The organism is Paenisporosarcina cavernae, from assembly GCF_003595195.1.
Lineage (GTDB): Bacteria > Bacillota > Bacilli > Bacillales_A > Planococcaceae > Paenisporosarcina > Paenisporosarcina cavernae.
Map to the genome: position 1 here is coordinate 1,340,657 of NZ_CP032418.1, position 14,121 is coordinate 1,354,777.

Consider the following 14,121-nt stretch of genomic DNA (forward strand, 5'->3'; position numbering starts at 1 on the left):
ATAAAGGTTTTTAGCTGTACTATTCAAGTGAGAAAACATATTCAGCCATTGCTTCGATATTTTCAGCTGGTACTAAACCAGCAGGCATACCGCCACGACCATTTGTAAGAACTTCAGCGATTTCTTCTTGAGATAATTTCGTATCTACTAAAGATGGAGCACTAGCACCAGTTAAGTCGCCACCGTGACAAGCGATACATTTACTTTGAGCAAATGCTTCTGGATCGAATTCAGCAGTTTCTTCTGTAGCTTCTCCTTCACCATGTCCTTCAGCGATTTCTTTTTTCTTTTCGACACCTTCAACTGATAAAAAGAAAATAAGACCGATACCAAAAGCCATAATTAATAAAAAAGCAACAATAGGATTCTTTTGCATTGTATTTACCTCCTTTTTTGTCATTCTAGCACTTATTCATATAGAATGAATCAACAAGCTAATTGTACTTCAAACAATGAAAAACGAAAAGCGTTATTGATTAAGTTTTCGCTTATTGTACCATTTTCGACAAAAACGTGAACTTAACAGCCGATTTGTCTTGCAATTACCATTTTTTGCACTTCGGAAGTACCCTCACCTATCTCAAGAAGTTTCGCATCACGTAGATAGCGTTCCACTTCATACTCTTTCATATACCCATATCCACCATGAATTTGAATGGCTTCATCACATACTTCCATTGCAATTTCAGAAGCATACAGTTTAGCCATAGATGCTTCTTTCGTAAACTTACGTCCTTGATCTTTAAGCCATGCTGCTTTATGCACCATTGTCCGAGCCAATTCAATTTTCAGCGCCATGTCAGCTAATTTAAATTGTGTAATTTGGAATTCGGATAACGTTTTTCCAAATTGCTTCCGTTCTTTTGAATAGTTTAGCGCACGATCAAATGCCGCCTGAGCAATACCTACAGCCATTGCCCCAATTCCGATCCGACCGCCGTCAAGCGTTACAAGGAATTGACGGAAACCTTCTCCACGTTTTCCTAATAAATTTGTTTTAGGGACTCGGACATTCTCCAAGACTAGTTCTGTTGTATTAGAAGCATTCAATCCCATTTTTTCGTAATTATCGATAATAGTGAACCCTTCTGCATCAGTTGGTACGATAATGGCACTAATTTCTTTTTTTCCATCTGTTTCACCTGTAATTGCTGTAATTGCTAAATGCTTGGCATGACTAGCATTTGTAATGTACACCTTACTACCATTTATAATGAAATCGTCCCCGTCTTCAACTGCTCTCGTTTGAGTTCCTCCAGCATCTGACCCTGCATTAGGCTCTGTTAAACCAAAAGCTCCAAACGAAGTACCTTCACAAATAGGGCGTAAATAATTTTGTTTTTGCTCTTCTGTTCCAAAAAGATTAAGTGGTGCACCACCAAGCGAAATATGTGCCGAGTATGTAATACCAGTAGAAGCACAAGCTCTACTTAACTCTTCCGTAACAATTGCAAAGCTAATTGTGTCCGCTCCTGCGCCGCCGTACTCTTCTGAAAATGGCAATCCCATCATTCCCATCTCAGAAAGTTGAGCAAATATTTCTTTAGGAAATTCCTTTGTTTTATCTCGTTCTATCGCTCCTGGTGCGACTACTTTATCCGCAAACTCTTTCATTGTTTTGCGAATCATTTGATGTTCTTGCGATAAGTCAAAATTCACGTCATCCAACCCCTTTAATTAATAAAACGCTTTCATTTTTCATTATAGCGTAAATTTTCGCACTTTCACATAATTTCTGTACTCTACTCAATCTTTTACTGTTTACTAATTTGTTCTCATTCTAAAAAAATAACAAAAAAATCACACCTATATTTAAATAAGTGTGATGCATTTTTTATGTAAGAATAATACGATAAAGGATAATTAGAACAAGCGCTAACGATCCGCTCAATGTAAAATAATGAAGTTTTAATTTTACACCAATAAAAATCCAAGAAAAGCAATTACCAATTAGCAGGAGAATAAGAAGTAATGGGTATTCCGGAAAATAAGAAGTCCACACTTTTAAGGAAATTCCCAACAAAACAAATGCTCCTACAATGTAACTTATTGGGATGAAAAAGTTTTTCGCCGAAGCACCTTTTTTCCAAATATAATAAATACAAGAAAAAATAAAAACAGCTCCGATCACGATAGAAATGGCAGGAGCAAGAAATGGTAGAAACAAACTTCCTACGATAGCCATAGCTACGAAGACCAAAAAGATAAGATTTCGTGTCTTCTTCATTTTTTCTTTCGCTAAGACAGAATGTGTAATCGCGTCTTGATTTTCGGAATTCTCCGAATCACCTTCACTATAAAGAGCGTGTAAAAAATCACAATAATGCTCTGGAAGAAGGTGATTCGATTTCCAAAAGGAGATTTCATTTAGAATAATTCTCTTTTTTTGTTCATTCACAAGGCAACCCTGCTTTTACTCTAAGAAGTCTTTTAAACGTTTACTTCTAGAAGGATGTCGTAGCTTTCTAAGCGCTTTAGCTTCTATTTGACGAATTCGCTCCCGAGTAACGCCAAATACTTTTCCTACTTCTTCTAATGTGCGTGTTCGCCCATCATCAAGCCCGAATCGAAGTCTCAGAACATTTTCTTCCCGATCTGTTAATGTATCTAATACATCCTCTAGTTGCTCTTTTAACAATTCATAAGCAGCGTGATCAGAAGGAGACTGCGCATCCGAATCTTCAATGAAATCACCTAAATGAGAATCATCTTCTTCTCCAATCGGTGTTTCAAGAGAAACTGGCTCTTGCGCAATTTTAAGGATTTCACGAACTTTTTCAGCAGGCAATTCCATTTCTTCACCGATTTCTTCAGGTGAAGGTTCACGTCCAAGATCTTGAAGAAGTTGGCGCTGCACGCGAATCAATTTATTAATTGTTTCAACCATATGCACTGGAATACGGATTGTTCTCGCTTGGTCAGCGATGGCACGTGTGATTGCTTGTCTAATCCACCAGGTCGCATACGTACTAAATTTAAATCCTTTGCGATAGTCGAACTTTTCAACTGCTTTAATCAAACCCATATTTCCTTCTTGGATTAAATCGAGGAACAACATGCCCCGTCCAACATAGCGTTTTGCAATACTTACTACTAATCGTAAATTTGCTTCCGCTAGTCGTTTTTTTGCTTCTTCGTCACCTTTTTCAATTTTTTTCGCTAATTCAATTTCTTCTTCTGCGGATAATAGATCGACACGTCCAATTTCTTTTAAGTACATACGGACTGGATCATTGATTTTGACACCTGGAGGTACACTTAAATCATTTAAGTCAAATGTCTCTTCTTCACTCTGCGCCTTTTTCAATTGTTTTTCTAAGTCTTCTTCGTCTCCATCTTTTCTACCAAGCTCTACATTTTGTGCTTCTAATTGTTCGATGAATTCTTCAATTTGATCTGATTCCAACTCGAAAACGGATAATTTTTCCGCAATGTCACCTAAAGTAAGTTCTCCGGATTTTTTCCCTAACTCAAGTAGAGATTTTTTTGCTTCCTCCAACGTCATTTCGTTTTCGGTTTCTTTTACTCGTTCTGTTTTCTCTGCCATGCTAACGTCCTCCTCAACTGCGAATGATCCTATATCGTATCAAGCGATCTTTTTAACTCAATGACTTCTCTTGCAAGTTTTAGCGCTATTCCTATATCATTTGCTTTTTCTGCCTCTTTTGATTCATACATCTTCTGTTCAATTAACAGAAAAATTTTATGTTTACGAATTTGTCGTAGAGAATCTTCAATTTCTTCTCTGACATGTTCCGGATCTTTTTCTAATAAGCTTGCATCTAATACTAATTTTCGAAGTTCTGCATCTTGTATAACTTCGATAAATCGTTGTATGTCCAATTGTCTATACTTATCGAGAAAACCAATTAATTGTAAATACAGTGAGTTGTACTGATCATGAATGAACAAAGGAATACCAATCTCATCATGTAATCTTGATACTAAATCTTCGTCCTCCAATAAATGAGATAGAAGATTTTTCTCTGCTCGGTGAATAGCAGATTGTTTCGGCGTGGACTTCACCACTATTTCCATCGATTCTTGTTGGTGTGTGGCGGTAGTTTGTTTCATCCCTCTTTCCACTTTTACTAATTGACGGGACAAATTTTCGACCGATAAGTTCACTTCATTGGAAAGTTGCTTGACATACAATTCTTTTTCTAGTGGATTAGCAAAAGTTGCAAGAAGTTCAAGCACCTCATGCACATATTGCAGTAAATCATTCTCAAATTGAAAATTTTTGTTTTTCTTACTTGCTAACATTTGAAATGCAAGAAATGCGTATCCTTTTGAGGAAAGCAAATCTTGAAAAGCGTTAGCTCCATTCGCCTGCACATAATCATCCGGGTCCATATTATCTGGTAGAAGTATTACTTCCGTTTTCAATTTTTCAAGTTGTAACATCTTCGAAGCTTTCACAGCTGCTTGCATACCAGCTTGATCTCCGTCATAACAAATTAATACCCTATTTGTCAGCATTCTTAACTTTCGTATATGGCTAGAAGTCAAAGAAGTGCCCATCGTTGCTACACAATGATAGACTCCTGTTTTAGCTGCAGCTAATACATCCATAAATCCTTCCATGACGATAACTTGTTGCTTTTTACGTATGGATGCTCTAGCTTTGTCTAAATGATACAAAAGTTCACTTTTATGAAATATTGGAGATTCAGGACTGTTTAAATATTTTGCTTCCGTCTCATTGGCATCGATTATTCTTCCTGAGAAACCTACAACGTTCCCGAATTCGTCTTTAATAGGAAACATTATTCTTCCTCTAAAACGGTCAAAATACTCTTTGGCCCCTTCTTTTTGAATGACCAACCCACTTTTAGAAAGATTTTCTAAATCGTAACCTTTCTGAAGGAGAAGATTAACAAGCGCATCCCAATTAGGGAGAGACCATCCTATAGAATACTCTTCCATAAGTTCCCTTGAAAATCCTCTTTCTTCGAGATAACGATATGCAGATTCCCCTTCTTCCGTGTTGATCAAGAGGTGATGAAAATAATCCATTGCAAATTGATGGGCATCTATCATTTGCTGCTCTTCATCAGAACGTCTAGCACTTCCAGTAGTGACACTTTCTTCTTCTATGTCTAACTCAATACCTACTTGTTTCGCTAATTTTCCAATTGCTTCTTGAAATCCAATGTGTTCAATATCCATTATAAAGGTGATGGCATTTCCGCCAGCCCCACAACCAAAACAATGGAAAATTTGTTTTTCTTGAGAGACAGAAAAAGATGGTGATTTTTCCCCATGGAAAGGACATAAACCAAACCAATTTCGTCCTTTTTTTGTCAATTGAACGTATGCTGAAACGACATCGACTACATCAACGGAAGATCGTATTTGTTCAATTGTTTCTTCTGGTATCTTTATCAAATTAACATCTCCATCTTGTAATCTAACAATAGGAATTCGAGATAATTAATGAAAATCCTGCAAAATTCGACATATTTATTGAAAAAAACTTTTTTATTTTCGTTATCTTGTACATCTTTCGTGAAAATAGACCATTGGGAAAATAGTTTTACCCACAATATTTTATTATAAAACCTATGAAGAAATTAAGCTAGTATTTAATTCACTAAATATACATCTATTTTTATGATGGAACTTTTAGAAAAAGAGAAAACTGAGTTTATTGTTAGCTGCGTAAAAAATGGTAAAAAGATTATAAAGATATGGTGACATTTTTAAAAGAAAAAACATGTAGGTAATAGAGGATATAATCCACCATAATAGTGGCTGGAAGGCTTGCAGATCCCATTAAAAGTACGAGAGGAAAAAACTGTAGACAAATTCATTCTTCATGAATCTGTCTACAGCTTAGATAATCTTATTCGAAGATTTATGCATGTAATTTACTTAAAATCACATTCGCAGTTTCTTCTACAGCACGATTTGTCACATCGACAACCTCACACCCAATTTTTTCAACGACACGGTTGAAATGCTCAATTTCGCTGGAGATTCTTTCAAGTTTGGCGTAATTTGCATCATCATTAAGCCCTAGTGCAATCAATCGTTCTTTTCGTATATTGTTCAATTTTTCAGGAGTAATAATTAGACCAAAACATTTAGCAGGATCTACCAAAAATAATTCTTCTGGAGGCTCTACTTCTGGTACTAGCGGTACATTTGCCACTTTATATCGTTTGTGGGCTAAATATTGTGATAGTGGTGTTTTAGATGTTCTCGATACACCTACTAACACAATATCCGCTAGAAGGAGTCCTCTAGGGTCCCTTCCATCATCATATTTAACCGCGAATTCTACCGCTTCGATCTTTTGAAAATAGTCATCATCTAATTTCCTTACTAAACCAGGTTCCTCGAAAGGTATCTCGTCTAGTTTCTCCTCTAATGCTTCCATCATAGGTCCCATTAAATCGATTTGAGGTATATTTACGTTCTCACATAACTCTTTTAAGTAAGTCCGCAATTCTTTTTGCACAAGCGTATAAACAATCATCGCCTGATTTTGTCGAGCCAATTCTACTATTTCACGAATCTGATCTTTCGTATCAATATGAGGAAAGCGTTTTAAATTGGTTTCGTGCAAACCAGGTCTATATTGACTTACTGCGGCTTTTGCAACTAGTTCTCCTGTTTCACCAACAGAATCTGACATAATATAAATCGTTAATTTTTTCATTTTGCCACCTCAAATATCATGATTTTCTGCAAGTGACAAAAACGCACTTGTAATATTTGTTTTTGTTAACCGTCCAATGACTTCCAATCCATTCGCTTGTTCTAAGACGACAGGTAGTGCATCGATTTGCTTGTCTATTAATTTTTTTGCTGCTTGTATAAGCAAATCATTTTTCATGCAATACGTGATATTGGGCATCCTAGTCATCATGATATGAACGGGCATTTTATTTAAATCTTGTTTTCCTAAACTAGTACGCAATAAATCTTTTCTCGAGAGAACACCTGTTAATAGTTTGTTTTTATCGACAACAAATAAAGTTCCAACATCTTCTAAAAACATCTGACAAATTGCATCATATACGGAAACATTCTCTTCCACTACTACTGGAATCGATTGAAAGTCTCGCACTCGCAAACTCATCATATTATCGGTAACAGCTTGTGCTGTTTTTTTTCCACTAAAGAAATACCCTACTCTCGGACGTGCATCTAAATAACCTGCCATTGTAAGTATGGCTAAGTCTGGGCGCAAAGTAGCACGCGTCAAATGAAGTCTTTCCGCTATTTGTTCGCCAGTTATTGGCCCGTTTCCTTTGACTATGGAGAGAATTTCCTCCTGACGCTTGTTGAGCTCGATCTGACTCACCGCCTGTTAAAAGTGTTATACTCATCGTTCAATATTATAACCTATTTAGATATGCATTGCGAAGACTTCCTTTGCGTGATACGATTATAGACAATATAAATGACTATGAACAGGAATATAGTAGCGATTACCAATAAGCGAGCAGAGATAGTGAAAGTCTGCGACAATCGTGAAACGGCCCCTGGGAGTTATTTTTGAAAAGAGGGTAATAATTTTATTACCAATCGGGGTGGAACCGCGGATACATAGTATTCGTCCCCGGGCGTTCACTCGTCCGGAGACGAGTACTATTTTTTTTCGAGGAGGAATTGGAATGACTTCAATGGAACAAATCGTAAGTCTAGCTAAACATCGTGGATTTGTATTTCCTGGCTCTGACATTTATGGAGGCCTTGCAAATACATGGGATTATGGTCCGCTGGGAATTGAACTGAAAAATAATATCAAAAAAGCATGGTGGAAAAAATTCGTCCAAGAATCACCATATAATGTGGGATTAGATGCTGCTATCTTAATGAACCCTTCTGTTTGGAAAGCTTCAGGTCATATAGGAAATTTTAATGACCCTATGATCGATTGTAAATCTTGTAAAGCTAGACATCGTGCAGATAAAATTATCGAAGATGCTTTAGACGCAAAAGGAATTGAAATGATTGTAGATGGACTTCCATTTGAAGAAATGGAGAAACTCATCGTCGAGCATGATATCAAATGTTCAGAATGTGGTGCTCAAGATTTTACGGGTATTCGTCAGTTTAATCTAATGTTTAAAACATCCCAAGGTGTAACAGAGTCTTCTTCAAACGATATTTATTTACGACCTGAGACTGCTCAAGGTATTTTCGTTAATTTTAAAAATGTTCAGCGATCCATGAGAAAAAAAATGCCATTTGGTATTGCGCAAATTGGAAAAAGCTTTCGAAACGAAATCACTCCTGGGAACTTCACATTCCGTACGCGAGAATTTGAACAAATGGAACTTGAATTCTTTTGCAAACCTGGTGAAGACTTAAAGTGGTTCCAATATTGGAGAGATTTTTGTAAAAACTGGTTACTTTCTTTGCACATGAGTGAGTCAAATATGCGTTTGCGTGATCACGATGAGGATGAATTATCCCATTACTCCAACGCTACAACAGATGTAGAATATAAATTCCCATTCGGTTGGGGAGAACTATGGGGTATTGCAGATCGTACTGACTTTGACTTAAAACGACATATGGAGCATTCTGGAGAAGATTTTGAATATATTGATACAGTGACAAATGAACGCTATGTGCCGTATTGTATTGAACCATCTCTGGGAGCGGATCGTGTAACACTCGCTTTTTTATGTGACGCATATGACGAGGAACAACTAGAAGGTGATGACAAGCGTACCGTATTGCGTTTCCACCCTGCTATTGCACCGTATAAAGTTGCGATCTTGCCGCTATCTAAAAAGCTTTCCGAAAATGCAAGTAGCATTTTTACCGACTTAAGTAAAAAATTCATGGTAGATTTCGATGAGTCACAATCTATTGGAAAACGCTATCGTCGTCAAGATGAAATTGGTACGCCTTTCTGTATTACGTACGATTTTGATTCACAAGAAGACAATCAAGTAACGGTAAGACATCGTGATTCCATGGAACAAGTTCGTATGCCAATTCATGTTGTAGCTGCTTACATTGAAAAACATCTTGAATTTTAAGAAAAAGCCAGATTCCCAACTATGGGGAATCTGGCTTCTCTTCTTTTGACGGGCTGGCTTTTGTCTGACTGAACCAATCAGGAGTTCGATCAATTTGATCGAGAAATTTTCGGCTTTTTAATCGTAGGCCAGTTTGTTCGTCGTAAATCGTTCGAACGATTTTTTTTATAAATTGTTTTGTTTCTTTTTTAATTTCAAGTTTTCCTACTTGCTCAATTGGTACTTCCATGAATAAACGTATTAGTTTTAATTGAGTAGGAGTTAATCGAATAATATACGGATCTACTTCGAAACAGCGATGACATAATAAGCCAATTTGTTGAAAAGAAAACGCAAATTCCCCTTCAGAAGCTCCACAATTGGTGCATTTGGTCATCATCGGATATATTCCCGCTACTTGAAGCATCTTCCACTCGACGAATAACGCAATCGCTTCAGGGTCGTACTTCTCTGAAATAGCGTGTAGAGCTTGCAGTAATAAATGATAAATTCCGTCTGATGGCCGCTCTTCTTCGGTTAAACGGTCCATAATTTCGACAATATAACTTGCATAAGCCGTTGCTTCAAAGTCTTCTCGAAGGAATCGATACGATTCAAGTAGTTCGCCTTGCTGAATAGTTCCCATTCCACTTCCTTTTTGAATTAGAAATGATCCATATGAAAACAATTGAGTGATTGCAGACAATCTACTCGCAGCTTTTTTTGCCCCTCTAGCCATAGCAGTTATTTTTCCATTTTCTTTCGTATACACCGTGACAATTTTATTTGTTTCTCCGTAATCTCGTGTTTTAATGACGATACCTTCGATTCGATGGAGCATTTCCTCTCACCCCTTTAGACGATTAATATTCGTCTTCGCGGAATCCAAAGTCACGTAAATGCGTCGATTTATTGCGCCAATCTTTTTGGACTTTTACCCACATTTCTAAAAAGACACTGGACCCCAGCAGCATTTCGATGTCTTTTCGAGCTCGAATTCCCACCTCTTTGAGTAGTGCACCTTTTTTTCCAATTACGATGCCTTTTTGAGATTCTCTCTCCACCATAATCGTCGCACTCACACGAATTTTATTGTTATCTTCATCGCGTTTAATTTTTTCAATAACAACAGCAATTGAATGCGGTATTTCTTCATGTGTAAGATGTAGTATTTTTTCACGAATAAGTTCCGAAATAATAAACCGTTCTGGATGATCTGTTACTTGATCAGCGGGATAATATTGTGGTCCTTCCGGTAACTGGTTGGTCAGCGTTACTAACAATTTTTCCATGTTGTTTCCCTCAAGCGCAGAAATCGGAATAACACCCGCAAAAGAGAATTCTGCTTGAAAGCTTTCCATTACACTCACTAACTTATCGGGATGAATTAAATCAATTTTATTCATCACAAGATAAACGGGTGTTTCCGTACCTTCTAACATATCTAGAATATATCGATCCTGCTTACCAATTCGATCCGTAGAATCCACCATTAAGATAATCGCATCTACACCACGAAGTGTATTTTTTGCAACTTTCAGCATAAAGTCACCAAGTTTGTGCCTTGGCTCATTAATTCCTGGAGTATCTATAAAGACGATTTGTGCTTCATCAGTTGTATACACGCCTTGCACTTTATTTCGTGTTGTTTGTGGTTTATCACTCATAATCGCAATTTTTTGGCCGACAACTCGGTTTAAAAAAGTGGATTTCCCAGCATTCGGACGTCCAATAATTGCAACAAATCCTGATTTGTATCCTGGTTTATTCTCCAGCATGATGTAAATCCTCCGGTGAAAAAGCTCCAGGTAACAACTCTGCAACTGTTGTTTCTTGAACATCTCCATGTAAATTTGTTAAGTATACAGGCATATCAGGTGAACAAAACTCCGCCATTACTTGACGGCAAGCGCCACAAGGAGAAACAGGTCCTTTTGTGTCAGCTACTACACTTAATGCTGCAAATGACTTTTTGCCCTCAGATACTGCTTTAAAAAAGGCAGTTCTCTCTGCGCAATTTGTCATGGAATAACCAGCATTTTCAATATTACATCCGTGATACACTTCTCCTTCGGTTGTTAATAATGCTGCACCAACTTGGAAATGTGAATAAGGAACATATGCATTTTTTCGTGCTATTTTAGATTCTTCTATTAGTTGTTCTTTTTTCAATATAGACACCTCAATTTATCATTGTACTAATCTTCGGTAAAAAGATGAGTAATCCGATTATAGCACTTGCCAGTGCAAATACAAAGACTGCAGCGGCACTGACATCCTTTGCTTGTTTTGCCAGAGGATGCTGGGTTGGCATAATTAAATTAACAACTCGTTCCAACACTGTGTTTAGCAATTCTAATACCAGTACTCCGGTGATCAGTAGAATAACAATTATCCATTCAAAAAAAGAGATACGAAGCCACCAAGATACAACTAGTACGATAAGAGCACTGACTAGATGAAATCGGAAATTTCGTTCTGTTTTTACTGCATGAATGAATCCCTCAAAAGCATAGTGAAATCCGTGCCAAAATTTCTTACTCCACATCTCGTGTAAGCCCTAATGACTCGAGTATTTCCTCTTGACGTCGTGTCATTACTTTTTCTTCTTGTTCCGTCATATGGTCATACCCGAGAAGATGTAAAAATCCATGTAATGCTAGAAAGGCAATTTCGCGTTTTGAGCTATGCCCATATTCTGCTGCTTGTTCTACTGCTCGTTCGGTAGATATAATGATATCGCCTAAAATTCGAGGTATATCAGTCATTCCCTGTATAGGCATTGTGTCGCCTTCTTCCATCGCAAAAGAAATAACATCTGTTGCACTATCTTTCCCTCGATATTCAGCGTTAATTTTTTGAATACCTGCATTTGACGTAAATGTCACCGACAATTCGGCTAATTCCTTTATCCCCTCTTGCACTGCTGCGTGTGTAATCACTTTGCTTACAAGATGTTTGGTTTCTTCTGCTATTTCAAGCTCTTCGATAAAATCGATCTCAATTGTCATAATTTCCTCCGTTATTTGGGATATTCAATGCGTGAATGGAAAATTCCATGTAATGTTTCGCAAATTACTCTTTCTACCGTGTGAATTTCACTTAATGTCAGGGGACAATCATCAAATTGTCCATCTTGTAATTTATCTTGCACAATTTTTTGAACTAAACCTTCAATCTTTTCAGGAGAAGGACTTTTCATCGATCTTACAGCCGCTTCTACACTATCCGCCACCATCACGATGGCTGCTTCTCTTGTTTTAGGTCTCGGTCCGTCATAACGAAATTCTGCTTCAGACACATCTTTTCCTTCTTCTTTTGCTTTATGAAAAAAGTATTTTAGTAAGGATGTCCCATGATGCTCATTTGCTATAGCAATTATCTCGTCTGGCATTTTATGTTTAGTTAAAATTTTGGCACCATCCACTGCATGCGCCAAAATAATATCACGACTTTTTTCAGGTGAAATCGCATCATGTGGATTGAGTTCACCCATTTGATTTTCAATAAAAAATCTTGGTCGTATTGTTTTGCCAATGTCATGATAGTATGCACCGACTCTAGCTAATAATCCGTTCGCACTTACCGCTTCGCAAGCTGCATCCGCTAAATTCGCCACCATCACACTATGATGATATGTTCCTGGTGTCTCTACTAAAATTTTTTTCAAGAGTGGATGATTTGGATTTGATAACTCGATCAGCTTCATTGGAGAAAGTATTCCAAATACCGTTTCAAAAAAAGGTAGCAGGCCGATAGTAAGTGCTCCTGAGAGAAATCCTGAAGCAATTGCTGCGACAAGATAAAATGCCCATTCCGACCAACCAAAACTGCTTGAACTCATTAGCAAGTAGAACGTCACAAAAACAATATTCACGATTGTTACCACCATGCTAGTTCTCAAAATAGTGGATGAAGTCCCTTTTTTCAAGCTCCAATACATAGATGCAATGCCACCAAATAACAAATAAAGTGCGATATCCATTTGCAAAATAGATGCGTAGGATTCTTGAAAAATGATCCCAGCAGCTGCAGCAGATAGAATTGTCATTAAGATCGCAAATTTATCGGACAATAAATGAAGTAATAACATTGGAACTAAAGCGGTAGGAAATAAAAAAGCAACTCGTACATCGAAATTGTGTGAAAGAACACTTAGTAATTTCATTAGTCCTACACCAATTAATAATACGATGGCACTGATGAAGAGATTTCTATTTCTATAGTTCTCCTCCGGCATGACGACATATTGCATATACATAAACGAAATAAGTAACAATACAAAGAGACCCAATCCGATATACGGCTTCATGGATACTTGGTTCGTTAACATTCCTAGCAATTCTAATTGACGATACGTTTCTCGATCAATTAACTCCCCTTCTTGCACTAACACTTGTCCTTGTAAAATTTTCGTTGGCTCCACTTTATCGATCGCCGCTTGCTTATTTGCTTTTGTTTGTTCTTCATCGAAATTTTCTGTAGGAATAATACTACCTTCAATCAATTTTGAGAGTGTCGATTCTAAGCTTGAAGAGAATTCGTTTTTCGCTTTAACAGAATCTACTAACTCCTTCTCTGTATCGAAACTATCTGATTCCATTAAAGGTTGATCTAACGCAGCATAAACCATATCGGAAAATTCATTTTTCATTGTAATAAGTTCACTCTCGGAAAGCTCCAACAACTGTTGTAAATCTTCTTTCGTTAAGCCCGAGGAGATTGGATTCTCATCCAGTTTGTTTACATTACTCATTAAAAATTCAAGCTTTTCATTCTCGGTTCCAAACTCTGTAGAAACTTTTGCATCTTGCACATATTCGAATAATGACCGTAAATAAGCAGATTGATTCGATGCAATATCCTCGTCAAATACGTAAACAGGTTCGACTTCATCAGCAGCTCGTTCTTTTTCTTGTACGGTTTTCACAGGATCTTCCACTGTTTTAGCTGCACGTATAGTCTCTTTCGAAAGTTGTAGGGCTTTAATATCAAATTGTTCTGTTTGCACATTCGTAAATAGAATGCCATATAAAAAAGCACCTAGGACAAAAAGAATGATTATTGGGAATAGAGAAGATTGAGTAAACTTCTTCGAATTTGGTAGCTTAGTTGTCAAGGCTTTTGTCGACCT

Annotated in this window: 14 protein-coding genes; 1 reads left to right on the top strand and 13 read right to left on the bottom strand. The window is 37.2% G+C overall.

The genetic code is table 11. The features are described from left to right. Nucleotides 1-19 precede the first annotated feature (19 nt). The 7 genes from cccA to ccpN all read right to left on the bottom strand — a co-directional run bounded on the left by cccA (nt 20) and on the right by ccpN (nt 7,315). The gene (gene cccA, locus D3873_RS06770) at nt 20-376 is read right to left on the bottom strand and encodes a cytochrome c550 (RefSeq protein ID WP_119883340.1); all 357 of its coding nucleotides are present in this window, start codon (nt 374-376) and stop codon (nt 20-22) included. 143 nt (nt 377-519) lie between these two features. Further along, nucleotides 520-1,659, bottom strand: coding sequence for an acyl-CoA dehydrogenase family protein (locus D3873_RS06775; RefSeq protein WP_119883341.1), 1,140 nt, complete (start codon nt 1,657-1,659; stop codon nt 520-522). Nucleotides 1,660-1,834: 175 nt separating this feature from the next. Further along, on the bottom strand, nt 1,835-2,398 hold the full coding sequence (locus D3873_RS06780) for a hypothetical protein (protein WP_119883342.1): 564 nt from the start codon (nt 2,396-2,398) through the stop codon (nt 1,835-1,837). 15 nt (nt 2,399-2,413) lie between these two features. Then, nucleotides 2,414-3,547, bottom strand: coding sequence for an RNA polymerase sigma factor RpoD (gene rpoD / locus D3873_RS06785; protein ID WP_119883343.1), 1,134 nt, complete (start codon nt 3,545-3,547; stop codon nt 2,414-2,416). A gap of 29 nt (nt 3,548-3,576) precedes the next feature. Further along, nucleotides 3,577-5,391 (bottom strand): DNA primase, encoded by a 1,815-nt coding sequence (gene dnaG, locus D3873_RS06790; RefSeq protein WP_119883344.1) that lies wholly within the window; start codon nt 5,389-5,391, stop codon nt 3,577-3,579. A 469-nt stretch (nt 5,392-5,860) separates the two neighbouring features. Beyond that, a complete protein-coding gene (locus D3873_RS06795) occupies nt 5,861-6,667 on the bottom strand; it encodes a pyruvate, water dikinase regulatory protein (RefSeq protein WP_119883345.1) in 807 nt (268 codons plus the stop codon). A gap of 9 nt (nt 6,668-6,676) precedes the next feature. Beyond that, a complete protein-coding gene (gene ccpN / locus D3873_RS06800; protein WP_119883346.1) occupies nt 6,677-7,315 on the bottom strand; it encodes a transcriptional regulator CcpN in 639 nt (212 codons plus the stop codon). Between the two features lie 313 nt (nt 7,316-7,628). Here ccpN and D3873_RS06805 point away from each other — a divergent pair, with 313 nt between their 5' ends. Then, on the top strand, nt 7,629-9,008 hold the full coding sequence (locus tag D3873_RS06805; protein ID WP_119883347.1) for a glycine--tRNA ligase: 1,380 nt from the start codon (nt 7,629-7,631) through the stop codon (nt 9,006-9,008). 19 nt (nt 9,009-9,027) lie between these two features. Here D3873_RS06805 and recO read toward each other — a convergent pair whose 3' ends face one another. From recO to D3873_RS06835, 6 genes are read right to left on the bottom strand one after another with little or no spacing between them, the layout of a single operon-like run. Beyond that, nucleotides 9,028-9,828: a DNA repair protein RecO gene (gene recO, locus D3873_RS06810; RefSeq protein ID WP_119883348.1), complete on the bottom strand. Its 801-nt coding sequence runs from the start codon at nt 9,826-9,828 to the stop codon at nt 9,028-9,030. A 22-nt stretch (nt 9,829-9,850) separates the two neighbouring features. Further along, on the bottom strand, nt 9,851-10,765 hold the full coding sequence (gene era, locus D3873_RS06815) for a GTPase Era (RefSeq protein WP_119883349.1): 915 nt from the start codon (nt 10,763-10,765) through the stop codon (nt 9,851-9,853). Beyond that, nucleotides 10,752-11,159: a cytidine deaminase gene (locus tag D3873_RS06820; RefSeq protein WP_119883350.1), complete on the bottom strand. Its 408-nt coding sequence runs from the start codon at nt 11,157-11,159 to the stop codon at nt 10,752-10,754. The genes era and D3873_RS06820 overlap by 14 nt, the downstream gene beginning before the upstream one ends. Before the next feature lie 10 nt (nt 11,160-11,169). Beyond that, a complete protein-coding gene (locus D3873_RS06825; protein WP_119883351.1) occupies nt 11,170-11,535 on the bottom strand; it encodes a diacylglycerol kinase family protein in 366 nt (121 codons plus the stop codon). After that, nucleotides 11,525-11,998 carry an rRNA maturation RNase YbeY gene (gene ybeY, locus D3873_RS06830; protein ID WP_119883352.1) on the bottom strand — a complete coding sequence of 158 codons (474 nt, stop codon included), beginning with the start codon at nt 11,996-11,998 and terminating at the stop codon, nt 11,525-11,527. The genes D3873_RS06825 and ybeY overlap by 11 nt, the downstream gene beginning before the upstream one ends. Before the next feature lie 11 nt (nt 11,999-12,009). Next, on the bottom strand, nt 12,010-14,106 hold the full coding sequence (locus D3873_RS06835) for an HD family phosphohydrolase (protein WP_119883353.1): 2,097 nt from the start codon (nt 14,104-14,106) through the stop codon (nt 12,010-12,012). Nucleotides 14,107-14,121: the final 15 nt, after the last annotated feature.

Coding starts and splice junctions, on each gene's coding strand:
- cccA (WP_119883340.1), bottom strand. CDS start 376: ATGCAAAAGAATCCTATTGTTGCTTTTTTATTAATTATGGCTTTTGGT.
- rpoD (WP_119883343.1), bottom strand. CDS start 3,547: ATGGCAGAGAAAACAGAACGAGTAAAAGAAACCGAAAACGAAATGACG.
- D3873_RS06795 (WP_119883345.1), bottom strand. CDS start 6,667: ATGAAAAAATTAACGATTTATATTATGTCAGATTCTGTTGGTGAAACA.
- D3873_RS06805 (WP_119883347.1), top strand. CDS start 7,629: ATGACTTCAATGGAACAAATCGTAAGTCTAGCTAAACATCGTGGATTT.
- recO (WP_119883348.1), bottom strand. CDS start 9,828: ATGCTCCATCGAATCGAAGGTATCGTCATTAAAACACGAGATTACGGA.
- era (WP_119883349.1), bottom strand. CDS start 10,765: ATGCTGGAGAATAAACCAGGATACAAATCAGGATTTGTTGCAATTATT.
- D3873_RS06825 (WP_119883351.1), bottom strand. CDS start 11,535: ATGTGGAGTAAGAAATTTTGGCACGGATTTCACTATGCTTTTGAGGGA.
- ybeY (WP_119883352.1), bottom strand. CDS start 11,998: ATGACAATTGAGATCGATTTTATCGAAGAGCTTGAAATAGCAGAAGAA.